This window comes from Caballeronia sp. LZ003 (assembly GCF_031451465.1).
Classification (GTDB): Bacteria; Pseudomonadota; Gammaproteobacteria; order Burkholderiales; family Burkholderiaceae; genus Caballeronia.
Window position 1 is genome coordinate 556,085 of record NZ_JARUXJ010000003.1, and the last position, 21,438, is coordinate 577,522.

Genomic DNA, 21,438 nt, shown 5'->3' on the forward strand with positions numbered 1-21,438 from the left:
AGACAGACATGACCCCCAACATCGGCAGCTTCGACATGCCGAAAGCCGAAGCGACGTATGGCAAGATCACGCGCCGGCTCATCCCGTTCCTGTTCCTGTGCTATGTGTTCGCGTTTCTCGACCGCATCAACATAGGCATTGCGCAGCTCGACATGAAGCACGATGTCGGCTTCAGCGATCTCACATACAGCATCGGCGCGGGCATCTTCTTCCTCGGCTACGTGCTGATGGAAGTGCCGAGCAACTTGCTCTTGGCGCGCATCGGTGTGAAGCGGACGTTCTCACGCATCATGATCCTGTGGGGCTTGATCGCGGCGGGCACGGCATTCGTCACGCTGCCTTCGCATCTCTACACCGTGCGCTTCTTTCTTGGGCTTGCCGAAGCGGGGCTTTATCCGGGCGTGATCTTTTATCTCACGCGCTGGTATCCGGTCGAACGGCGCGCCAAGGTCATCGCGCTCTTCACGTGTGCAACGGGCATTGCGGGCTTGTTCGGCGGGCCGCTGTCCGGTGCGCTCATGACGTACTTCAACGGCTACTTCGGTCTGCACGGCTGGCAATGGATGTTTATCGTGCAAGGCTTGCCCGCGACCGTGCTGGGCGTGGTGGCGTTCTTTTATCTCGATGACGGCCCGCAGCAGGCGAAGTGGCTCACGGAAAGCGAAAAGGCCGTCGTGCTCGCGGATATCCGCAAGAGTTCGAGCGTGTCGGCGAAGCACGAGGAGCACACCTTCGGACGCACGCTCACGGACTTTCGCGTCTACGTGATGGGCTTCGTGTGGTTCACGCAGATTGCCGGCGTGTTCGCCATCGGCTTCTGGCTGCCGACGCTCATCAAGAGCGCGGGCGTGTCGAGCGCGTTGCAGATCGGCTGCTATTCCGCCATTCCGTATTTCGTGAGTTGGGTCGCGCTCATCATGCTCAACCGTCATTCGGACCGCACGATGGAGCGGCGCTGGCATTGCGCCATCGCCATGATCTTCGGTGCTGCGGGACTCGTCGTCGCGGCGTTCACGACCGGCAATCTCGCGCTGTCGCTTGCGGCGCTCTCGGTGGCGACCGCGGGCATACTCGCGCCCAACCCGCTCATCTGGGCAATCTCGACGGTTACATCCGTGGCAGCGGCGCGGCGGGCGGCGTGGCGGTGATCAATTGCGTGGGTCTGCTCGGCGGCTTCGTGAGCCCGATGATCATCGGCTCCATCAAGACGATGACCAACAGCATGGCAGGCGGCCTTGGCGCGATTGCCACGCTGATGGTGCTCGGCGCCATCGCGGCTGTCGTGCTTGCGCCGTCCACATCGAGCGCGCCCGTGAGCGAAGGACGCGCCGAGGAAGGCGGTGAACGCGTACCGGATGCAACCATCTGAACGAAGGGAGTGAAAATGAAAGATGTAGCAGTACAGATACGTGAAGTCGGCTTGCGCGACGGCCTCCAGATGGTCCGCACCATTCTCGGCGCCGCGCAAAAACTCGAATGGTGCGCGCGCATGGTGGATGCGGGCGTGACCGATATCGAAGTGACGTCCTTCGTGCCGCCGAAGATCGTGCCGCAATTTGCCGATGCGGTCGAGGTGGCGACGGGCGCGCTTGCCATCGACGGATTGCACGCGGCAGCGCTCGTGCCGAACCTGAAGGGAGCGCAGCGTGCCTTCGATGTCGGCTTGAACAAGGTCCACTACGTGCTGTCCGCGAGCAACGAGCACAACCTGAAGAACGTTCGGCGCAGCACGGCGGAATCCGTCGAAGACTTCGTGCGCATTGCGGCGGCGCGCGATGAACTCGGCCGGCGCGTCGTGCTGGGCGCAGGCGTGGCGACGGCGTTCGGCTGCACCATTGCCGGTGAGGTGGATGAAGGCATCGTGCTCGGGCTGGTCGAAACGTTGATCGAGGCGGGCGCGCAGGAAATCACCATCGCCGATACGGTCGGCTATGCGAATCCCGCGCAGGTCTATGCGCTCATGCGTCGCGTCATGGAGCTTGCGGGGCCCTTGCCGGTTGCGTGTCATTTCCACGATACACGCGGACTCGGTTTGGCCAACGTTATGGCCGCACTCGATGCGGGTGTGCGTGCGTTCGACTCTTCGCTCGGCGGACTCGGCGGATGTCCGTTCGCGCCGAACGCCACGGGCAACATCAACACCGAAGACACGGTGTTCATGCTCGAAGCGCAGGGCATGACCACGGGCATCGACATAGACAAGTTGCTGGCGATACGCGAGACGATTGCCGCGTGGTTGCCGGGCGAACCATTCACAGGCGCCATTGCGCGTGCAGGCTTGCCGAAGACGTTCGTGCGAGCAGGGGAAGCAGTGGCGGCTTAGGGCTCGCCGCTGTCATTCACCCTCATGCTCACCCTCACGCGTTCGAGGCCAGCCTCTCCAGCAGATCGACGAGCAGATCCGGCGCGAGCACCATCGCGTCGTGTCCCGTGTCGATGGTCTCCCAATTCCACGCGGGCAAACCCTTGATGCGTTCGCGCACGGGTTCGAGCGTCTCGTATGAAGGGTTCGTGCAATGCACGTAGGTACACGGCAGCCCATTGCCGAGCGGATGCTGTAAGTCGAGCGGCGTGGTGTAGGTTGCGAGCGGGTGAGGCGTCAGGCGCCTTTGCACCCACGCGGCGCGTGCATGATCTTCCGGAATTCCGGTGCCCTTCAATCCGTTGACGGGCATCGCCAGCGGCTGATCGCTCGCCTGAACGGATTCCATGCGCTCGCGCACCACCTCCGGCGGTAACACATCGAAAGCAGCTTGCCTGTTATCGACGAGCAACGCGTCCAACATGACGAGCGAACGTATTGCGTGAGGCATGCGGTCCGCGACGCCCGAAGCCACCAGTCCGCCGAAGCTGTGACCTACCATGACGATGTTCAAGAGCTCTTCGGCATCGATCAGATTCTTTATATCTTCGATGCAGACATCAAGCGACGTCGCGGCTTCCAGCAGATGCCGCCGTTCACCCAGCCCCGTCAGTGTCGGCGCGAAGACGCGATGACCGCGCGCGATCAGCTTGTCGGCGACGAAGCGCCAGCACCAGCCGCCATGCCACGCGCCATGAATGAGGACGAAGGTGTATCGCGGTGCGGTGGGACGAACCTGCTCTGCCGATGAATCATGCATCGATGTCTGGCTCCGGAAACGGTCATGCGTGAACGTCAGCACTGAAGGCCGCATTCTGCGACGGCTGCGCGTGAGTTGTAAAGCGCAAATAGCCAGTGAATCCGCGCTGCGTGTCATTACGTTCGATACTGGTTATCACCGATATAACCCGCGCATCTCACCTGATCGGAAGGTTTCATTATCTCGCCTGAGCGCGGCCTCTTTACACTGGACCGGTCCAAGGTTCCGCGCAGCGGCAGCCGATTAAAAGCCGCGCAGACGTCGGGATAGAGAGAGACACTATCGAACGAAGGAGACACGCTGTGAATCGTACCTTTGTTGAACCCGAGCCGGCGGTATCCGACGAATCATCAACCGTCTCGACGTCGAGCGCCGAAGAGCGGGCGCTCTATATGCGCGTCACGCTTCGCATCGTGCCGTTGTTGTTCGTTTGCTACGTCGTGGCTTTTCTGGACCGCATCAATGTCGGCTTTGCGAAACTGCAGATGCAGGACGCGCTCGGTTTCAGCGACAGCGTCTACGGTCTCGGCGCCGGCATCTTCTTTCTCTCGTACTGTCTGCTGGAAGTACCGAGCGCCATGTTGCTCAGGCGGGTGGGCGCCAAGAAGACGATTGCGCGCATCATGATCTGCTGGGGAATCGTCGGCATGTGCACGGCGTTCGTGACGAACGTCACCGAGTTCTACGCCGTGCGGTTGCTGCTCGGCGTCTTCGAGGCGGGCTTCTTTCCAGGCGTCATCTTTTATCTGAGCTCGTGGTTTCCGGAGAAGCGGCGCGGCGTGATCATCGCCTGCTTCATGGTCGGCTTTCCGGTCGCGGGTCTGGTTGGCGGTCCCGTCTCGGGATGGGCGATGACGCAACTCGCGCATGTCGCCAACATGGCGGGATGGCAATGGCTTTATATCGTCGAGGCGTTGCCGGCCGTGGCGCTTGGCATCGTCACGTTGTTCTTGCTGGACGACAATATCGACAAGGCGCGCTGGCTCAGCGAATCAGAAAAGAAAGTGCTTCGCGATGGCTTTCTCGTCGAGACCGAACGCAAGCGCAAGAATGAACATCGCGGTCACGGACGCCTTGCGGATGCGCTTGCGGACCCAAAGGTCTATATGCTTGCCTTCATCGACTTTGCGTTTGTCTGCGGAACGTATTCGGTGACTTTCTGGCTTCCTACCGTCATGAAAGATTCAGGCATCTCGAGCCTCTCGCAATTGGGCTGGCTTTCGACGATTCCCTACGCCATGGGCGCTATCGGCATGGTGGCTATCAGCCGCAGTTCCGACCGCATGCTCGAACGGCGCTGGCACGCGGCCTGCGCGGGTGTAGTGGGTGCGGTGGCGTTGCTTCTCGTGTCGCATCCGACGAACTCGCCGGCCTTGACCGTCGCCTTGCTGACCTTCGCATCGATCGGCATCTTCGCGACCAACGTGCTGATCTGGTCGCTCGCCGCGGATTATCTTCATGGCTCGCCTGCTGCGGCGGCAAGCATTGCGTTCGTCAATTGCATCGGCTTGCTCAGCGGATTTTGCAGCCCATTCGTGATCGGCTGGCTCAAGACGATGACCGGCACGCTCGTGAGCGGCCTCTACGTGATGACGGCGATACTCGTCCTCGGGATCATCGTCATGCTCGTAGGGTTCAAGCCGCAGACAAGCAAGCCGGTTTGAGATGACCGACACGCTCTCCATACATTCTCACGAAGACACGACGCTCATGCACAAGATCGCCATTCTCGATGACTTCCAGAATACCTCGCTCAAGTTCGGCAACTGGAACGGCTTGCGAGAGCACGCCGAAATCGATGTGTTCACCGATCATATCGATGACGAAGCGGAACTCATCGAACGTCTTCGGCCGTATGACATTCTCTGCGTCATGCGCGAGCGCACCCGCTTTACGCGAAACGTCCTGTCGAAGCTCGAGAACCTGAAGCTGCTTGCGAGCACGGGGCCGTGGAATGCGGCTATCGATATCGAAGCCGCCGACGAACTCGGTATCACGGTCTGCGCGACGGCTTCTTCGTTGACGGCTGCGGCGGAGCACACCTGGGCGCTCATCCTCGCGGCGGCGCGCCACATTCCCAGCGAGGCGGCTTCGTTTCGCGAAGGAGGCTGGCAAGTGTCGGTCGGCCGCGATCTCAACGGCAAGACGATCGGTCTTCTCGGGCTGGGTTATTCCGGCAGCGTGACCGCCCGCGTGGCACAGGCGTTCGGCATGAAGACGATTGCGTGGAGCCAGAACATGACGCGGGAAGCGGCCGCCAAGCATGGCGCGACCTATGTGACAAAGGAAGAACTGCTTGCACGAAGCGATATTGTTTCCATTCACGTCCGCTTGTCGGAGCGCACGCGAGACCTGATAGGCGCGGCGGAACTCGCCACCATGAAGCCGAATGCGCTTTTGGTGAACACGGCGCGCGGACCCATCGTCAACGAACGAGCGTTGATCGAGGCGTTGCAGCGCGGACAGATTGCGGGCGCGGCGCTCGATGTCTACGATATGGAGCCACTGCCCGCCGGGCATCCCCTTCGCTCGATGAACAACGTGATCGCGACGTCCCACATCGGTTACGTGACCGAGGACTCGTACGCCATCTACTATGGCGAATCGGTCGAGAATATTCGCGCGTGGATCGAAGGCAAGCCCATTCGAGTGATCACCGCCGACAAGCGAGAGATTGGCTACGAGCCTGCGGTCGGCGTTTGAAGCGTACTTGCCTCGACGCTGCGCGAGGCCGTTCGAGCTGCCGCGGTGTCGCGAAACGGCTTCATCTCAGTCGGCGTAGGACGGGTCTTCCTTGTCCAGAATGCGCTTCATCTCTTCGAAGTGCGCGAGGGAGAAATCCGCGATGCCTTCCCAGTCGCGCGCCGTCTTCTCGGCGACTTCTGGCGACAGCAGTTTCAGCGGTTGTCCCGTTGCATACGCCATGCACAGAATCTGGCAGGCGCGTTCGAGCGTGTACATGTCGTCATACGCTTCACCAACGGTCGAAGATGTCACCATGACGCCGTGATTTCCCATCATCAAGCGCGACTTGTCACCGAGTAGGCCGGCCAGACGCGCGCCTTCTGCCGCGGTATCGGCCATGCCACCGAAGGACGTATCGAGCGCAACGCGATTGAAGTAACGCGCCGTGTTTTGTTCGACCGGCTTGATCTCCGGGTCGGCGAGACATGCGAGCGCGGTAGCGTGAATCGGATGCAGATGCATCGCCACGCGGATATGCGGAGCGAGCTTGTGAAGCTGTCCGTGGATGGCCCACGCGGTGGGATCGATATCGTCGCGGCCGGCCAGGTCGTCGGCGTCGTCGGCATCGAGCAACAGCAGGTCGCTTGCGCGGATGCGCGAGAAATGCACCCACTTCGGGTTCATCAGAAACTTGCGTCCATCTGGCGATACGGCCGCGCTGAAGTGATTCGCGACGGCCTCGTGCATGCCCAGCCGGGCGAAGCATCGGAATGCGGCAGCGAGATCGATACGAAGCTGGCGTTCGTTCATGAGTCGGGTATCCGGTGTCGAGGTGAGGGAGCAGGCAATCATATGGATAGCGGGCTTTTCAAGCTCGATGCTGATGCAGCTTGTGCGCGATGAAATTGGCGCTGCGTGCGATGCATATCCATGATCGAATTCCTCGCGGCGGGTGCTCCGTTTCCGGTTGCGGCAGACGAGCAGCGGGCAGATGCATGCGTCTAGCGCATGAAAAAAGTGCGTTTACCTCATGGGCTCGCTGCGAGATCAATCTAACAAATCAAATTAAAGAAGAAATACTGTTTCCCGGCGCAGCGGACAGAGGGTGCAGCGCTCAGGCCAACCCCGCCAGCAAACGCTCGAACAACGCGCGACCGTTTTCGTGGTCCATGAGCGCGAGATGAACCACATCTACCATCGCCTGAAATCGTGGATCGTTTCTCAGAGACTGACCGAACGCCTGGTCCAGAACAGTTTCCACGGCGAAGCGCGTGAGTGTGTGCGCATCGGTGACTCCGCTTGCCTGCAGTGTGGCTAGCTTCTCCTTCAACGTGGAGCCGACGTCCTTGGCGCCCGGATGTGCAAACGGACTCGAAGGATCGCTTGGCTCACCGGACAACGGGCGGGCGCCGCTTGGCGTCCGATCATGTCCGCGCGCTTGCTGGCGTAACAGCGCCATGACCTGATTCAAAGTAGACACGGAATCCATCTCGAAACCTTCTTAATGTCTCGCGACACTGCCGAGATAGCCCGCCAGCAGCAAATGATTAGCAGAAACGTTCCCGTCGGTTTCTGCGTCGGCCTTGCTCTCTTCGATTCCCGCGAGTACCGCGCTTACATAACCGTTCAAAGGCAGAAAAGCGGTATTGGCCTGGAGGGCGCGCGAGAGCTGTTCCGACGCTCCGTCCAGATCGTCGTGGGTGAGCAGCGTCAAGCCTTGCGCGACAAGCTTCAACGAATCTTGCGCGGGTAGTTGATCGAGCGCGGACCAGACATGCTTCGCTCGATCCACGTGTCCAGTCATGAGTTCCAAAAAGCCAAGCACGAATGAACCAGCGTGAAAGTCGGGGTTCTCGGCAAGGCAGCGCACGAACGCGTCGCGCGCTCCATCTTGGTCTCCGGCGCTGGCCAGGTGCGCGCCGAGAAAAAACCATAGGCGATCGTCGTGGGGGAAGCGCTCTAGTGCATCGTGGAGCAGTCGCGTTCCATCGATACCCGGTCGTGTCAGCGCATGGCTGATTTCGTCGATATGCGCGTGCAAACGCGAAGGCAGGTTGTCAGTCATTGTTATCCGATCGTATAGAGGTGACGTGAGCCGCCGAGCTCTTCACGCAGGTGTGCCAGCGCGGCGTGATGCAGTTGCGAGACTCGCGCGCGGCTAATGCCTAGTATGTTCGCGATCTGCTCGAAACGCATGCCGTTGAAATAGTGATACTGAATGATCTTTCGATCACGTTCGACCATGCCGGAAACGGCGTCGAGCAAACGGTCACGCGTTTGTCGCCATGCCACGCCGTGCCATGGCGCAGGCGCCGGGCTTGGTTTGTCTTCTTCTCCGGCAAGCATGCCGGTGTCGTCGAGCATGTAACCTATTGCGAGCCCGGCGGTAAGCTGCGTCAAGTGGTCGAAGGTGTCGCGTTTCGCGTCGATGTCTCGGTCGGATCGATCTTCGAGCGAAGCAATACGCTCACGCTGCGCGCGCCTCATGAACGATATCTGCTCCTGTGCATCTGTCAGCTTTTGCACGCCATCCAGCACCGCGCCCTTTACGCGTTGCGTGCAGAAGGTCTCGAAGGAAACGGACCGCACGCTATCGAAACGATCGATTGCTTCCAGTAAGCCGACCAACGCAAGTTGTCTGAAATCGTTGAAGTCCACGTCATTGCGATGTCGTCCGGCGTACAACTGCGCCGCGAGCGCGCGAGCGTAGGGCATGTAGCGCAGAAATATGGCTTCGCGCGCCTCCACGGAGCGCATGGCTGTGAAACGCTCCCACAATAGCGCATCGCCCGAACGAGCAGAAGGCGTAACGACCTCGCTGTCGGGATCCGTCATCGGAAGCTGCCCAGGACGCCGCGCAGCACGAGTCCCCAGCCGTCGATGAGCACGAACATCAGCACCTTGAGCGGCAAGGAGATCGTTGCCGGTGGAACCATCATCATGCCGAGCGAGAGCAGTACGCTCGATACCACGAGGTCGATCAACAAGAACGGCAGCAAGACGACGAAACCAATCTGAAATGCAACGCGCAGTTCGTTGAGGATGAACGCCGGCGTCAATTGCAACAAGCTCACTTCCGCAGGTGTCTGAGGCAGCGCTTTCCCCGACAACTCATACGTCAGCTTCAATTCGTCGTCTCGGACTTGCCTCAGCATGAAGTCGCGCAAGGGCGCGGCACCTCGCGCCAGCGCGTCATTGAGACCGATATGGCCGCTCATGAAGGGCTGAAAAGCATCGTGATTGACGGCCTCGAGCGTGGGCAACATCGCGAAGACGGTAAGGAAGAGCGCAAGGCTGATCAGCACCGGCGTGGGCGGTGTTTCCGGCATGCCGAACGCATGACGGATCATCGACAACACGACGATGATCCGGATGAACGCCGTCATTGAAATCACAAGCGCGGGACCCACGCTGAGTACGGTCAGAAGCGCGGCCATGCGCACGGTGTTCGAGGTGGCGTCGCCGGCCGAATATCGTTTGCTGACGGAGTCGGAGATGGAGAAAGTCAGCGGCTGCGCTTGCGCAGGACGGGCATGGGCTACGGCTCGTGGCGCGCTTGCGAACAAAAAACAAACGATCAGGCACAACGCCAGCGTATGTATCAGGCGATAGAAGTTCAAGGCCTTGGCTCCTGCTTCGATGAGCTAGCAGTGTGAAGGGTCTTGACGCCGCCTGCGTCGCTGGCAATGATGATTTCCACATCGCCATGAGCCAGTACATAGAGCGTGGTTCGGGAATTGAGGCGCACGCTTTGCAGTATCCGGACGTGCGACGCGGTGGCGCTGCGCCGGGCAATGGCGAAATGTCCGCTTCGCCGCATCAATACGATGATCACGATGCCCACCAAGAGACACGATGCGAGCGCCGCGACGACTCGTAGCGGACTCACGCCGTCATGCCCCAGTACTCCGCCGAGCGCATGCATGGACTGGGCGGCGTCTTTGAGGGGGAGGCCCCGCCAGGCTGCCGCGGACGGAGCGCTCGCCGCGAGTTCAGACGCTGCCACGGGCGCCATTGAGTATCTCGACCATGCGGATGCCGAAGCAGTCGCCGACGGCGACGATTTCTGCGCGGCCAACGACGCGATCGTTCAGTAAAACGTCCACCGGATCGCCAAGATGCCGTTCAAGTTCGACGACCGAGCCTGGCGTGAGCGCCATCAGTTCACCAATCGATGTCGTTGCGGAACCAAGGTGAATGTCGAGCGTGATCTTCACGTCGCCGACGAGATCGAGCGAGCGCGTATTGGGCGACGAAATACTGTTCGGGTTCGAAGAAGGGTCGAACATTGGCAGGTCGATTGCATCGACCGTGATCATGTCCTCGTCTTGCGCCATCGCGGCGCGAGCGTTCTGGGCGGAATTCGTCATGCTTTTCTACAGGGATGTGGGCGTGGCTAATTGAATCGAGAGTTTGTCGCTGGTGCGACCGAGGCGGCCGTATGCGAACGGTGGTCTTTCGCGCGTGTTCAACGACGAAACCACGAGCGCGATGGGATCATGCAGTTTGCGATCGACGGTGATCACATCACCTGGGGCGAGATCGAGCAGTTGATGTAAGGACAATTGCGCGTGCCCGAGAGTCGCGGATATCCGTACCGTCGTGGTAGCCAGGGCGTCGTACGCAGATGTAAGTGGATTCGCGCGAGTCGGTTCTCGCCGCGTGACAGGGCGATCCAAGATCAGCGGTGCAGGACAGACGATCTCGCATAACGCATCGCCGCAGGCCGCGACGAGCCGCAACAGCACGCCGCTTACGGGCGCATCATGCAGACGCGCGGGCGCAGGCGGTGTCCAGGCGGCAAGCGTGCCATCGCAAAGGGTGCATAACGCGTTGCCGAGTTCTTCGATGATGCGCTCGCCGAGCGTCGTGAGCGGACACGCCGCGCCGGACGTTGCCGGTATAGGTAGAGGCCCGGTTAGATCCAACGCCAGCGCTGCGAGCAAGCGCCGCGCGTTTCTGTCGATGCTCCACCACGGAGACGACGCGGCGGAGCCGCCATGCGACACGGCGCGGGCGCGCGCGAAGTCGTAGGGCGTGTCCTTGGAAATCAGGCGCACCGATTCAAGATGCATTGCGGCCATGCCTCTTGTGCCGAACCAGTCGTCACGCCAGCTCGTTATGGCTTCCCCAACCAGATCACGGGCGCGGTCCAGATCGGCAGGACCCAGCGGACGCCAGCGAATTGCCTTCGACATCAACCCTGTCCTCGCATCTGGAAGAGTTGCATGATCATCTCATTGGCCGTGGTCAGCACTTGCGACGACGCCTGAAAGCCGCGCTGAATCAGGATCAACTGTCCAAACTCGCGCGACAGGTCGACGTTCGATGCCTCGACGCTTCCGGAAAGCAGTTGCCCGGCGCCGCCCTTACCGCTTGCCCGATAGATTGGCGGACCGGCGTGAGCCGCGTCGAACAGGCCCTTACCGCTCTGAACGAGACGCTCGGGATCGGCGAAAGTGGCGAGAGCAACGACGCCCGTGTGGTCTGTCTGACCATTCGAGTAGTGCCACTCGAGCTGTCCATCCTCGTTGATGGACATGGAGGTCAGCGTGCCTGTTGCATAGCCGTCTTGCTCGGTCATGTGCAGCGTGGAGGTGCTGCCCGCCGAGAAGTTCGTGACGCCACTAGAGAAATCGAGCGTGATGGTGGTGGGCGGTGCGTCCGCGGACGTCAGCGTGAAGTTGATCGTATCCGCGCCGGGCATCGGCATTCCGCCAATGAACTGCAACGAACTCTCGGTGACCGGCAAGCCGTTTTCGTCCGTGACCGTTACTTTCCAACGGCCAGGCATGATCGTGGAATCGGGCGTGAAGGCGATGCCGAGGGTGCGCTTCGCGCCCGTGGAGTCGTAGACCTCGACATTGGGAACCGAAAAGTTCGTCGAGCCCGGCGAGAGGTTGTCGGTGAATTTGACGACGCTCGTCGCTTTCGGCGAATTGGACTGCTTGCCCGTCATCGAAATAGGCTGCGGCTTACCCGCCGTGTCGAGCGCGCCCAGCTTGAGTCCGCTCACCGTGTCGACGACAAAGCCGTCGTCGCTCGTGGTGAACTGGCCGGTCCGGGCGTAGCGTGCGATGTCGCCGTCGAGCAGCGTGAGGAAGCCGTTGCCCTGAATGGCGAGGTCGAGTTGTCCCGTGCTGTTGCGGATGTCGCCTTGCGACATGTTGAGCGCCGCATACCCGTAGTCGACGCCGCTGCCATAGCGCAACGTCGCTGCCGAGCCTGGCGTATCGCGTGCGAAGCGCTGTCCATAGTAGACGTCCTCGAATTGTGGCGTCGAGGTCTTGAAGCCGGGCGTGTTCATGTTCGCCACGTTGTTGCTGATGGTCTGCAGGCCGCGCGAGTATGCGGTCAGCCCGCTCATGCCAATGTAGATACTGTCGAGCATCGAAAAACTCCCTTTGGAAGATCGCTTATCGCACGGTGACGATTTGCGTAAGCGTCGCGTTGGTCAGGAACTGCCCGTCGGCGGTTTCCACGGTCAACTGCGGCTGAGTTCCCTGCAAAGAGATGCTTTTGACGACGCCGGAAAGCAGCGACGTATCAGTCTGAACATCGACATTTCGGCCGAGCAGGGACAACGTCTGATCCGATGACTGAACCGATAGAAGACTGTCCATCTTGTCGGTCATCTGGCGCGTTTGTTCGAGCGAAGTGAACTGCGCAAGCTGTGAAACGAACTCGAAGTTATCGACCGGTTTGAGCGGGTCCTGATAAGTAAGCTGAGTCAGGATGATCTGCAGCAGCGACTGCATGTCGAGTCCCATCGAACTCAGGCTGGTGTTGTTGCCGCGGTTCACGTTCTGGGTAGAGCCGATAGGGCTGATGGCCATGCTTTCCTCTGTTCGTCAAGGTATGAATTGGTTGATCGAAGTGGACAATCTCACGTGCGACGCCGTTCACGATGACTTTCGAAGGCTGCGCGCCGTGTCTTCTAAAGGCTTCGAGTGCGTGTCGCACGAGTGCATCCTGTTCGTGAGATGCGTCGGCGTGGCAACGAATTGCGAGCGTGGTGTCCGACTCGCCAGTGAGAAGGCTCAACTGGACATCGGTGTCGGGCGCGCGTCTGAGGGTCAGCGTTTCAGCGCGTCTTCGTGGTTCAGTCCCACATGCCGGCGAAGTCCGACTGGCGCGTGCCTCTAACAGCAATGGCGAAATGCCGTACTGATTAGGTTTGACATCGTCGCTTCGAGCCGACGGATCGTCTGAAGAGGGCGTGTTGGCAACACCTTCATGCTCTCCGTCGTCTGCCGGCGGGCGCGTTCGTTCCTTAAGGAGCTCGGACGCTCGTTCGTGCGGCACGATATCGCCCATGTGTACGCGAGCGCGTTCTTCGAGGCGCATCGATGAATGAAGGCGCAGCGCCGCAGCGCCTGGCTTGCTGCCCGACGCGGCGCCGCGCCACATGTCACGCTCGAGGCTGCGCAATGTACTGGAGAACGCGACTGCATCACCAACTGACTGCTTAGTTACCTTGAGTTCGCTTGCCGGGATGAGGTTTGTGTCGATCTTCACGGCAGGTTCCACCGGGCGCGCATGTTGTCCTCGATAGCATTGGCTTGCCTCGCTTCGCGATTGCGTGCATGCGACAAGGCGGCACGGAATGCGAGAGTATCGGCAAGATCGGCTAACTGCTGGCTTCGCGTGCATGCCTGACGCTGTGCGTTCACCTGCTCGTTCCTGCGATCAGTTTCAAGCCGGGCAGCATCAGCGGCGTTCATCGCTGAACTGAGCGCTTGATTCAGATTGGCGACCAATGTCAAATCGATTCCGCCACGAGCTTCCAGAACATGGCGCAAGGCGGCACGTTGAAGGTCCACGTAGTCTTTTGCGTTGCGCCAGGCTGTGTTCGCGGCCGATGCCTCGACTTTCGTGCGCTCATATTCGGCGCGCAGCCGCTCGACTTGCAGCGTGCGAATGTGCGCGACTTGCTTCGCGGTGCGCAGGCGTTCGTGCTTATTCATGTGGCATGTCCATGCAGTGCGGCGAGCGCGGCGTTGGCATCGGCGCGGGATATCTGCTTGTCCGAGTCTTGACGCAGGAATTCGATCATTTGACTGCGTGTGGCAAGCGCTCTGTCAAGTAAAGGCTGGCTTCCCGCCACATAGAGACCGGACTCGATCAACGTTCGCGACGACTCGTACGTGGAGAGTTGTGCGATAGCTTCGCTGGCAGTGTGGCGTTCAGCAGCGGTCGTGACATGCTGAAACGCACGACTGATGCTGCGAGGCACATCGATTGCCGGATAGTGTCCCTGTTCCGCGAGAGAACGCGTGAGCACGATGTGTCCGTCGAGGAGCGCGCGCATCGTCTCCGCCATTGGGTCGTCGATCTCGTCGGTTTCCGTAAGCACCGTCATGAGCGCGGTGATAGCGCCGCCGGAGAGCAGTCCGCCGCAACGTTCGACGACTTTCGGCAAGGCGGCGAACACGCCCGGGGTATAGGCGCGCATGGTGGGCGGTTCGCCAGCGGAAAGGCCGATCTCGCGCAGCGCAAGCGCATAACGCGTCACGGAGTCCAGCAACAGCAGGACATGAAGGCCCTTCGAGCGGAAATACTCCGCAATCGCGAGTGCATGAAGGACACAGCGTGCCCGCAGGACGGCGGGCTGATCAGAGGTGGCAACGACCATGGTCGACCGGGCGCGCGCCTCGTCTGATAAAGTGCGCCGCCAGAACTCCTCGGCCTCTCGTCCACGTTCGCCGACCAGACACACCACGCAGACATCGGCTTCGATGTTCCGTGCGAGGCTTCCCAACAGGGTCGACTTGCCGACGCCGCTTCCCGCGAAAATGCCAGCGCGCTGGCCAATGCCAAGGGTGAGCAGGGTATCGATGGCTCGGATTCCAGTTTGCAGTGGCACGGACGGCGAAGTCCGTTCGAGCGGCGAGGCAGCAATTCCAGCAAGAGGCCAGGTGGCTTCGAGAAGACCCACGGCGCCTGCGCTGTCCAGTGGCTGGCCGAGCGGATCGATGACGCGACCAAGCAGGCCGTCGCCTACGCGCACCTCGCTTTCCGTCCGCACGGAGCAGACTTCGTCACCGATACGTATCGAATTCAATGGAGCGAACGGTGCCAGTGTGATGCGGCCGATTTCGGTGCGCACGACCTCGGCGAGAATTGGCAATGTCCCTTCGATGCGGCACAACGCGCCGACCGGCACACCGGGACCATCCGCCTCGATGAAGGTTGGCATGACGCGTGTGATGGCGCCTTTACGCGTCAGGACGTCGGCGGCGCGCACTGCTTCCACGAAACGATGCGAAGAGGGATTGCTGGGCGAAGTCACGTGGCCGCTTCCTGCAGTGCATCGCGGATGCGGCCGAGCTGACTGTCGAGACTAATGTCGAGCGTGCCAAGCGAGAGCCGGACGAGGCATTGTCCTGCCTTAAGCTGCGAATTGACGCGGAGTCGAACGGAGTCACCACGCAAGGTGAGTGACATTGCGTCTGCGACTTCCGCATCCGAGGCAAAGTCCTCCGCCGATACTTCGAGCATGACGATCGATTTCGCCGATAGCTGTGACACATGGTGCCGGGCAGTCCGTTCGACCAGTCGAGTCAGGCCTTCCGCATCGCCGAAGATTCTATCGAGTGCGGTCAAAGCGATCTCGATGGAAAGCGGCTCGAGCGCGCGCAGCGTCGCGTCGAACTTTGCCATCGCGGTATTCAAGCCATCGCGCAGCGCTGCCTCGTGTTCCGCGCGACGCAGCGAAGCCTGAACCTTACCGGCTGCGAGCCCTTCGGCGTAGCCCTCTTCACGTGCATTCGTCCGGGTGGCGACGGCATCGAGTTCGAGCTGGGCATAGGCCGCGCGAAGGTCGGCAACCTGCTGCTGCAAGGCGAGCAACTCGATATCGCGAGTATCGGGCATTGCGTCGCTCGCCGACACATCGGATGCAGAAGAGCCCTCAGCGCGCACGGACTCGACCGTCGCATAAAGTGAGGAATAGCGCACACTACGAGCCTTGATCACCGAGCCCATGCTTTCCTTGTCGTTCGTTGGCGCAGCACGCAAAGGAAGTGCTTGATCAGCCGTGCGGGTGCGCCAGGCTGCTTCGCAACGTCGCGAGAGGGCTGATCGATGTCGGCCTGCGCTACGCCTTGCAGGCAAGCTTCGATCCAGGCTGCGCGAGCGTGTGCGGTCAATAACGGCGCGTCCTCCCGATTCTCGAGATCCCGGCGACGTTTCTCCGGCAAGCAGCCAACGACGGCCTTCGCAGATTCTGGATCGAGGCTGCAAAGGAGACTTCGCGCAAGCATGTCCGGCATTGTTTGCATTCGATGCACGAGGCGCGCGATGTCATCGTCGCTCGTATTCGATGTCTTGGACTTAACATGATCTCCGGTGCCCGCGGCCCAAGTCATGTCTACTTCCCGATGCAATCCCGAGGCCGATGCCATCATGGGTTTGAGTCGCTCGCGCTCGTCCGGAGAAAGCGCATTCCAGATTGCCTCGACGTCTTGGATCGGATTCGACAGCAAATTCGCCATGGCCCGGCGCAGGTCGCGTTGCCGCTTACTCATGCGTGGACTCCTCGACGGCGAGCAGTTGGCGAAGGCGTGCCACGTGTCGATCGCGTTCCGAAGCGGTAAGCCGCTTCGAGCGATTCGACGCATTGACCCGCGAGCGAGCGTGGATCAATAGCGCTCCAAGCAAGACGAGGGTCATTGCAACGGCGGGCAGTCCGAGCGATGCATTCAGCCAGCCCGGCTGGCTCGCATGCACGGAAGCCGAAGCCGCTGCTTCCTCCGGTTGAATGCTCTCGGCCTGCTTAGCGTTTTGCAGGGTTCGTATATCCTGGTCGGTCGTGGAAGCGCCAACTTGCGCGTCGCGAACGAACGTGGAGAGGACGTCGCCGCGCGACGCATCGAGTCCTATCGCGGTCGAGATGACGCTCGTCAGGCGCTGCATCTGTTCTTGTGGCAAGGCACGGTCGTACACGATGCCGACGGACAAACGACGCACCGCGCCCGGCGTTCGCACGATCTGTTCGGTCTCGTGCACCGTCCGGGCGTCTTCGCGCAAGGCCGGTGACTGCGGCGCGGGCAACGGCGGCTTGCCGGCGTCGGGCATGGCGCGCGAAGAAGGAAGCGGTACATTCGAGCTTGAATCGGATGAACCCGGCCGGCTTATCGTCGATTCGTGCGTCGAGCGCACCTGATCGGTATTGATCGATGCCTCCACGCTCACCGATACATGTCCTGGGCCGGTCACGGCTGCGATCAGCGCCGCGATCTTGCGTTCATAATTTTGTTCGATGGCTTGCTTCAATAGCAGTGCTGGATCGTCGACTTCGCTGCTGGAAGCGCTGGCAGGTGCGCCGCTCGCGTCGAGTATCGAAACATCGGCGGGAGTCAGTTCGGGGACCGCCGCCGCGACGAGACGCTGGATGCCGCGAATCGCATTGACGCCGAGCGTCTGGCCGTCGCGCATGAAAAGGGCAACGGACGCCTTGGGCCGGGCATTATCGCGATGAAAGACCGATGATTCGGGCAAGGTGATGTGGACCCGCGCAAGATCGATCTCATCGAGCGTCATGATGGTGCGCGCGAGTTCGCCTTGCAATGCGCGCTGGTAATTGACCTTCTGCGCGAATTCGGTGAGACCGAGATCCGAGTTATTGAAAAGCTCAAGGCCCACGACGCCTTGCAAACGCAGATCGCGACTCATGAGTTTGAGGCGCGTGGCGCGCGTGTCGCCACTCGGCACGAGAATGGCCGCGTGTTCCTCGTCGTAGCGGAAGGGAATTTTTTGCTTTTCGAGTTCGGTAGCGATGACGGCCGCGTCCTGACGCTTTAGATCGCTGAACATCACCTCGTATGATGGCCGCACGAGCAGCCATGCCGACAACGCCACGAAGGCGATGATCAACAGCAGACCGGCGACAAATGCGCAGCGGCGCATGAACGACGCGTCGGTGAAGCGCTCCAACAGGCGCGAGGAGGTTGAGTTCATGCTAAATCTGCATCCGCATTAGTTCCTGATAACCCTCGACCAGCTTCGAGCGGACCTGCAGGGCGAACTGCAACTGCAAGCGCGCATCTTCAAGTGCCAGCATCACCTGGTGAGGCGGAGTATCGTCTCCGATAGCGAAGCGGGTAACGGCGTCTTGCGCTGTCTGCACGGCGCGGTCGACGTTGACCACGCCGCTCGCCAGCATCGTGCCGAAGTCCTGATTGGCAGCCGACGAACCGGCCGGCCATTGCACAGCCGGGGACTGCGGCATGCCCGGAAATCCGATGCTTTCAATGTTCATCCCTTATTCCCTAGTTCGAGCGCGCGCATGTACATCGATCTCCCTGCGTTGAACATCACCGTGTTCGCTTCATAAACGCGCAGCGTTTGCACCATCAACGCCATTTCACCGGCGTGATCGATCCCGGGATAGCGGACGAAGCCCTTCGCATCGGCATGGGGATGCGCGGGGTCATGGACGAGACGAGGCGCGGCATCGACCGGTTCGACTGACAGCGTCTGCGCGCCGCTGAGATTCGCTAGCGCAGCATGCGAAAGCTCGCTTGAAAATGCCAGCGAGGATGCGTCAGATGCGCGTGGTCCCGACACGAGGCGCATGGGCTGATACGGCTGGCTGCCGGCCGCACGCGTGGCGCTTGCGTTGGCCAGGTTCTGCGCGATGACTTCCATGCGCTGATGCTCGACATCCATGCCGGAACGGGCGATAGCGAAGATTCCTGTCGACATATCGCGTCAGGCTCCCTTGATCGCCAGCATCTGCATTTGCAGGGTGCGGTCGAGCATGCCGGTCACCATGGCGTATCGCGCCGAGGTCTCGGATGCCGTCGCGATCTCCCGATCGAGTCGTGAGCCCTGGGTTAGGCCGGTGGTTTCGATGGTCAAAAGAGGCGTGACGTTCGCCACACGTGTCGCGATACGTGCGGTGTCGTCGCCTGCGTGGACTTCGGCTGCGTTACGCAGCGCGTCCTCGAACGACACGCTCGTCGGCATGAAGCCTTCGGAACTGGCGTTCGCAATGTTATTCGCCGTCGCAATCTGCCTGACGAAAAGTCCGTCAAGCGCCTTGCTCGCGATGGCAGACACGAGGTCGATGCTCATGATGTTGCGCCTCCTCTTTTGCCTTGATGATTACTGGATGACGAGTTCTGCATGAAGCGCTCCGGCAGTCTTGATCGCCTGAAGAATCGAGATGACATCTCTGGTACTGATATGTAATGCGGACAGCGCGCGGACGAGATCGCCCACCGTGCCACGCGGGAAGGATGCGGCAACCGCTGGACCTGATTCCTCGACCGTCAGATCCGTATTGCCAACGACCATGCTGCGCACGCCCGGTCCCGTGAAGCTGACGAGCCCCGGCTGCGAAGCGGTGTATTCAGTGGAGATGGATACCCTTATGTCGCCATGGGAGATAGTGATCGGCGAGATGCGCGTGTCGCCGCCCGACACGACCGTGCCGGTACGTTCGTTGATGACGACGCGCGAAACCTGATCTGGTTCGACGGCAAGCGTCTCGATGCGAGCGACATAGTCGTTCAAGGCGAGCGAGCTTCCAGGTGCACGAATCTGTACGGTCTTCGCATCGAGCGCGCGCGCGGCGCCTAAGCCAAGACCTTGATTGATGCGTTGTTCGATGCGTCGGGCAGTGCTGGCGTCCGCGTCCTTCAGTACGAAGCGCAGATAGCCATCGTCGGTGACCAGATCGGCGCGCACCGGAACTTCGACGGTAGCGCCAAGTGGCACGACGCCCGAGGTAGGGTGATTCTTGAGCTTCGTATTGCCATTGGCGTCGTATCGATAACCACCGACCGAAAGCGGGCCCTGCGCGAGTGCATACATCTTGCGATCCGGGCCGCGGAGAGAGGTCATGATGAGGGTTCCTCCGGCCAGGCTGCGTGCGTCACCCATCGAGGTCACGTTGACGTCGATTCGATCTCCGGTGTCGGCAGTGGGAGGCAGCGTCGCTGTCACCGTGACGAGCGCGACGTTGCGGCTTTGAATCTGGTCCTGCGTAATCGCCATGTCGAACTGCGACATCATGTTGGCGAGCGCCTGACGGGTAGCCTGAGAACGCGGTGTATCGCCCGATCCTGCAAGCCCCGAAACGAGGCCGTATCCAACGAGCATGTTGTCGCGCCAGCCGAGAAAACGGCCGAGATCCTTGAGACGCACTTCGGAGGTCACCGCGCTGGCTTGTGACGAGAAGGCGATTAGAACGAGCAGCGCAAGGCCTGCCGCTGAAAAAAGAAGTGGAGGTCTGCGCATTACCAGAGCCCGAGCCATGCGAAGAAGCGGGGAATCAGACCGGGGCGCGAGCGGTCGGTAATGAACCCTTCGCCGGTGTAGTCGATCTGTGCATCGGCAAGCCGGTTCGACAGGACGGTGTTGTTCTGCGCGATGTCGACTGGACGCACACGCCCTTTCAGATGGATGCGCGTCTTCTCGCCATTGACATCGATGTTCTGATCGCCCGCCACGATCAAGTCGCCATTCGACATGACATCCGTCACGCTCGCGCTGATCTGCGCGAGCAGGCGCCCGGCGCGCTCGATCTTGCCTTTGCCGCCGTAGTTATCGCCCGCGCCCACCTGCGCCATATTGTTTCCGGCGTAGAGCGTCGAAACCTTGCCGTTTATGGCAAAGCCTGTATTGGTGGAGGTATCCGCGCTATTGCTGGCCGATGAATTTTCATAGACGAGAATGGTCACGATGTCGCCGGCGTTCGACGCGCGCCGGTCGGCCGTCAGCGAGTGATATGCCTCGGCACTGAACAGGTTCGCGGCATGCACGTCGAGCGATGTGAACGCGCAACAGAGCATGAAGATGATGCGTAGGCTGTATGGAATCATCTTGCGGCGTCCTAGCGCTTCAGGCCGTTGGCAATCGACATCAGTTCGTCGCCCACCTGAACGAGCCGCGCGTTGGCGGCATAGGCGTGCTGATACATCATGAGGTTGACGAGTTCATCGGAGAGCGAAACGTTCGATGCCTCGCTGTATCCCTGCACCAGCGTGCCCGCGTTGTCCTCGCCCGAACGAACGCGCGACAGCGCGACACCGTCATCCGGCGCGCGATAGACGCCGTTGCCTTCGGACTGAAGGGCGCGCGTGTCGCCTGGCATCACGAGCTCGATTTGCCCGATTTCGAGCGGGTCAGCTTGTCCTGGGACGGTGGCCAGCACCTGCCCGTCGGAGCCGACCGTAATGGAGGTTGCATCGCGTGGCACGGAGATCATCGACTTCAATGCCTGGCCGTTGGGCGCGGCGAGAAAGCCGTCCGTCCCGACGTGCAACGTGCCGCCGCGCCAGAGTAGGGCTTCACCGGACGCTCGCTCGGAGTTCAGTTCGATGAATCCCTCGCCCTTGATTGCGAGATCGAAGGCATTGCCCGTTTCATGCAACGTGCCTGGGCTAAAGATGCGCAGAGAAGGATCGACGGAGACGCCGGCCGGACTGCTGCCTGCAATGTCCTCCGCCGGCAAACGCATGGCGTTCGATCGTTGAGGCGCCGCAACGAGCAACTCGGAAAACGAGACCGCCCCTCGCTTGAAAGCCGCCGTGTTCATGTTGGCAAGATTGTTTGCCGTGATGTCGACCGCGCTCTGCTGCGCGTTGAGGCCGGACGCGCCGATATAGAAGACATTGTTCAT

25 protein-coding genes and 1 pseudogene are annotated in these 21,438 nt (G+C 60.8%); 4 read left to right on the forward strand and 22 right to left on the reverse strand.

The window, feature by feature from the left end; all coding sequences use genetic code 11:
• Positions 1 to 8 precede the first annotated feature (8 nt).
• Positions 9 to 1,369: pseudogene (locus QCE79_RS20190) on the forward strand (MFS transporter).
• Between the two features lie 15 nt (positions 1,370 to 1,384).
• Positions 1,385 to 2,323, forward strand: a complete 939-nt coding sequence (locus QCE79_RS20195) for a hydroxymethylglutaryl-CoA lyase (RefSeq protein WP_244830740.1) — start codon at positions 1,385 to 1,387, stop codon at positions 2,321 to 2,323.
• Positions 2,324 to 2,357: 34 nt separating this feature from the next.
• On the opposite strand, the gene QCE79_RS20200 is transcribed toward QCE79_RS20195, so the two are convergent.
• Entirely contained in the window at positions 2,358 to 3,122 is a 765-nt protein-coding gene (locus QCE79_RS20200) for an alpha/beta fold hydrolase (protein WP_250469402.1), read from the reverse strand.
• Between the two features lie 302 nt (positions 3,123 to 3,424).
• Between QCE79_RS20200 and QCE79_RS20205 the strand changes: the two genes are divergently transcribed.
• Both QCE79_RS20205 and QCE79_RS20210 read left to right on the forward strand, forming a co-directional pair.
• Positions 3,425 to 4,786: an MFS transporter gene (locus QCE79_RS20205; protein ID WP_309847319.1), complete on the forward strand. Its 1,362-nt coding sequence runs from the start codon at positions 3,425 to 3,427 to the stop codon at positions 4,784 to 4,786.
• 46 nt (positions 4,787 to 4,832) lie between these two features.
• Positions 4,833 to 5,825: a D-2-hydroxyacid dehydrogenase family protein gene (locus QCE79_RS20210; RefSeq protein WP_309848253.1), complete on the forward strand. Its 993-nt coding sequence runs from the start codon at positions 4,833 to 4,835 to the stop codon at positions 5,823 to 5,825.
• A gap of 66 nt (positions 5,826 to 5,891) precedes the next feature.
• On the opposite strand, the gene QCE79_RS20215 is transcribed toward QCE79_RS20210, so the two are convergent.
• The 21 genes from QCE79_RS20215 to QCE79_RS20315 form a co-directional block, all read right to left on the reverse strand.
• Positions 5,892 to 6,617, reverse strand: a complete 726-nt coding sequence (locus QCE79_RS20215; protein WP_250511069.1) for a class II aldolase and adducin N-terminal domain-containing protein — start codon at positions 6,615 to 6,617, stop codon at positions 5,892 to 5,894.
• Between the two features lie 304 nt (positions 6,618 to 6,921).
• Positions 6,922 to 7,296 (reverse strand): hypothetical protein, encoded by a 375-nt coding sequence (locus QCE79_RS20220; RefSeq protein WP_309847322.1) that lies wholly within the window; start codon positions 7,294 to 7,296, stop codon positions 6,922 to 6,924.
• Between the two features lie 12 nt (positions 7,297 to 7,308).
• On the reverse strand, positions 7,309 to 7,848 hold the full coding sequence (locus tag QCE79_RS20225) for a hypothetical protein (protein WP_309847325.1): 540 nt from the start codon (positions 7,846 to 7,848) through the stop codon (positions 7,309 to 7,311).
• A 26-nt stretch (positions 7,849 to 7,874) separates the two neighbouring features.
• A complete protein-coding gene (locus QCE79_RS20230) occupies positions 7,875 to 8,642 on the reverse strand; it encodes a sigma-70 family RNA polymerase sigma factor (protein WP_309847327.1) in 768 nt (255 codons plus the stop codon).
• Positions 8,639 to 9,427 carry a flagellar type III secretion system pore protein FliP gene (gene fliP / locus QCE79_RS20235; RefSeq protein ID WP_309847330.1) on the reverse strand — a complete coding sequence of 263 codons (789 nt, stop codon included), beginning with the start codon at positions 9,425 to 9,427 and terminating at the stop codon, positions 8,639 to 8,641. The genes QCE79_RS20230 and fliP overlap by 4 nt, the downstream gene beginning before the upstream one ends.
• Positions 9,424 to 9,822: a flagellar biosynthetic protein FliO gene (locus QCE79_RS20240; RefSeq protein WP_244830723.1), complete on the reverse strand. Its 399-nt coding sequence runs from the start codon at positions 9,820 to 9,822 to the stop codon at positions 9,424 to 9,426. Before QCE79_RS20240 ends, fliP begins: the two co-directional genes overlap by 4 nt.
• Positions 9,800 to 10,177 carry a flagellar motor switch protein FliN gene (fliN, locus tag QCE79_RS20245; protein ID WP_244830721.1) on the reverse strand — a complete coding sequence of 126 codons (378 nt, stop codon included), beginning with the start codon at positions 10,175 to 10,177 and terminating at the stop codon, positions 9,800 to 9,802. Before fliN ends, QCE79_RS20240 begins: the two co-directional genes overlap by 23 nt.
• A gap of 6 nt (positions 10,178 to 10,183) precedes the next feature.
• On the reverse strand, positions 10,184 to 11,005 hold the full coding sequence (locus QCE79_RS20250; RefSeq protein WP_309847335.1) for a FliM/FliN family flagellar motor switch protein: 822 nt from the start codon (positions 11,003 to 11,005) through the stop codon (positions 10,184 to 10,186).
• A complete protein-coding gene (locus QCE79_RS20255) occupies positions 11,005 to 12,198 on the reverse strand; it encodes a flagellar hook-basal body complex protein (protein WP_309847337.1) in 1,194 nt (397 codons plus the stop codon). Before QCE79_RS20255 ends, QCE79_RS20250 begins: the two co-directional genes overlap by 1 nt.
• Positions 12,199 to 12,223: 25 nt before the next feature.
• A complete protein-coding gene (locus tag QCE79_RS20260; RefSeq protein ID WP_309847340.1) occupies positions 12,224 to 12,643 on the reverse strand; it encodes a flagellar hook capping FlgD N-terminal domain-containing protein in 420 nt (139 codons plus the stop codon).
• Positions 12,644 to 13,321: 678 nt separating this feature from the next.
• The gene (locus tag QCE79_RS20265; RefSeq protein ID WP_309847343.1) at positions 13,322 to 13,774 is read right to left on the reverse strand and encodes a hypothetical protein; all 453 of its coding nucleotides are present in this window, start codon (positions 13,772 to 13,774) and stop codon (positions 13,322 to 13,324) included.
• The gene (locus tag QCE79_RS20270; protein ID WP_309847346.1) at positions 13,771 to 15,099 is read right to left on the reverse strand and encodes a FliI/YscN family ATPase; all 1,329 of its coding nucleotides are present in this window, start codon (positions 15,097 to 15,099) and stop codon (positions 13,771 to 13,773) included. Before QCE79_RS20270 ends, QCE79_RS20265 begins: the two co-directional genes overlap by 4 nt.
• Positions 15,096 to 15,683 (reverse strand): hypothetical protein, encoded by a 588-nt coding sequence (locus tag QCE79_RS20275; protein WP_309847349.1) that lies wholly within the window; start codon positions 15,681 to 15,683, stop codon positions 15,096 to 15,098. The genes QCE79_RS20270 and QCE79_RS20275 overlap by 4 nt, the downstream gene beginning before the upstream one ends.
• 98 nt (positions 15,684 to 15,781) lie before the next feature.
• Positions 15,782 to 16,336 carry a hypothetical protein gene (locus QCE79_RS20280; RefSeq protein WP_309847352.1) on the reverse strand — a complete coding sequence of 185 codons (555 nt, stop codon included), beginning with the start codon at positions 16,334 to 16,336 and terminating at the stop codon, positions 15,782 to 15,784.
• On the reverse strand, positions 16,329 to 17,768 hold the full coding sequence (gene fliF / locus QCE79_RS20285; RefSeq protein WP_309847353.1) for a flagellar basal-body MS-ring/collar protein FliF: 1,440 nt from the start codon (positions 17,766 to 17,768) through the stop codon (positions 16,329 to 16,331). The genes QCE79_RS20280 and fliF overlap by 8 nt, the downstream gene beginning before the upstream one ends.
• A 1-nt stretch (position 17,769) precedes the next feature.
• Positions 17,770 to 18,069, reverse strand: a complete 300-nt coding sequence (locus QCE79_RS20290; protein ID WP_309847355.1) for a flagellar hook-basal body complex protein FliE — start codon at positions 18,067 to 18,069, stop codon at positions 17,770 to 17,772.
• Entirely contained in the window at positions 18,066 to 18,515 is a 450-nt protein-coding gene (flgC, locus tag QCE79_RS20295; protein WP_244830711.1) for a flagellar basal body rod protein FlgC, read from the reverse strand. Before flgC ends, QCE79_RS20290 begins: the two co-directional genes overlap by 4 nt.
• Before the next feature lie 6 nt (positions 18,516 to 18,521).
• Complete coding sequence (locus QCE79_RS20300; RefSeq protein ID WP_244830705.1) at positions 18,522 to 18,887, reverse strand: hypothetical protein; 366 nt, start codon at positions 18,885 to 18,887, stop codon at positions 18,522 to 18,524.
• A gap of 30 nt (positions 18,888 to 18,917) precedes the next feature.
• Entirely contained in the window at positions 18,918 to 19,973 is a 1,056-nt protein-coding gene (locus tag QCE79_RS20305) for a flagellar basal body P-ring protein FlgI (protein WP_309847358.1), read from the reverse strand.
• Between the two features lie 80 nt (positions 19,974 to 20,053).
• Positions 20,054 to 20,638 (reverse strand): flagellar basal body L-ring protein FlgH, encoded by a 585-nt coding sequence (locus tag QCE79_RS20310; protein ID WP_309847359.1) that lies wholly within the window; start codon positions 20,636 to 20,638, stop codon positions 20,054 to 20,056.
• An 11-nt stretch (positions 20,639 to 20,649) separates the two neighbouring features.
• A complete protein-coding gene (locus QCE79_RS20315) occupies positions 20,650 to 21,438 on the reverse strand; it encodes a flagellar hook-basal body protein (RefSeq protein ID WP_309847360.1) in 789 nt (262 codons plus the stop codon).

Coding starts and splice junctions, on each gene's coding strand:
- QCE79_RS20195 (WP_244830740.1), top strand. CDS start 1,385: ATGAAAGATGTAGCAGTACAGATACGTGAAGTCGGCTTGCGCGACGGC.
- QCE79_RS20200 (WP_250469402.1), bottom strand. CDS start 3,122: ATGCATGATTCATCGGCAGAGCAGGTTCGTCCCACCGCACCGCGATAC.
- QCE79_RS20210 (WP_309848253.1), top strand. CDS start 4,833: ATGCACAAGATCGCCATTCTCGATGACTTCCAGAATACCTCGCTCAAG.
- QCE79_RS20215 (WP_250511069.1), bottom strand. CDS start 6,617: ATGAACGAACGCCAGCTTCGTATCGATCTCGCTGCCGCATTCCGATGC.
- QCE79_RS20220 (WP_309847322.1), bottom strand. CDS start 7,296: ATGGATTCCGTGTCTACTTTGAATCAGGTCATGGCGCTGTTACGCCAG.
- QCE79_RS20230 (WP_309847327.1), bottom strand. CDS start 8,642: ATGACGGATCCCGACAGCGAGGTCGTTACGCCTTCTGCTCGTTCGGGC.
- QCE79_RS20240 (WP_244830723.1), bottom strand. CDS start 9,822: ATGGCGCCCGTGGCAGCGTCTGAACTCGCGGCGAGCGCTCCGTCCGCG.
- fliN (WP_244830721.1), bottom strand. CDS start 10,177: ATGACGAATTCCGCCCAGAACGCTCGCGCCGCGATGGCGCAAGACGAG.
- QCE79_RS20250 (WP_309847335.1), bottom strand. CDS start 11,005: ATGTCGAAGGCAATTCGCTGGCGTCCGCTGGGTCCTGCCGATCTGGAC.
- QCE79_RS20255 (WP_309847337.1), bottom strand. CDS start 12,198: ATGCTCGACAGTATCTACATTGGCATGAGCGGGCTGACCGCATACTCG.
- QCE79_RS20260 (WP_309847340.1), bottom strand. CDS start 12,643: ATGGCCATCAGCCCTATCGGCTCTACCCAGAACGTGAACCGCGGCAAC.
- QCE79_RS20265 (WP_309847343.1), bottom strand. CDS start 13,774: ATGAATAAGCACGAACGCCTGCGCACCGCGAAGCAAGTCGCGCACATT.
- QCE79_RS20275 (WP_309847349.1), bottom strand. CDS start 15,683: ATGCCCGATACTCGCGATATCGAGTTGCTCGCCTTGCAGCAGCAGGTT.
- QCE79_RS20280 (WP_309847352.1), bottom strand. CDS start 16,336: ATGAGTAAGCGGCAACGCGACCTGCGCCGGGCCATGGCGAATTTGCTG.
- fliF (WP_309847353.1), bottom strand. CDS start 17,768: ATGAACTCAACCTCCTCGCGCCTGTTGGAGCGCTTCACCGACGCGTCG.
- QCE79_RS20290 (WP_309847355.1), bottom strand. CDS start 18,069: ATGAACATTGAAAGCATCGGATTTCCGGGCATGCCGCAGTCCCCGGCT.
- flgC (WP_244830711.1), bottom strand. CDS start 18,515: ATGTCGACAGGAATCTTCGCTATCGCCCGTTCCGGCATGGATGTCGAG.
- QCE79_RS20300 (WP_244830705.1), bottom strand. CDS start 18,887: ATGAGCATCGACCTCGTGTCTGCCATCGCGAGCAAGGCGCTTGACGGA.
- QCE79_RS20310 (WP_309847359.1), bottom strand. CDS start 20,638: ATGATTCCATACAGCCTACGCATCATCTTCATGCTCTGTTGCGCGTTC.
- QCE79_RS20315 (WP_309847360.1), bottom strand. CDS start 21,438: ATGAACAATGTCTTCTATATCGGCGCGTCCGGCCTCAACGCGCAGCAG.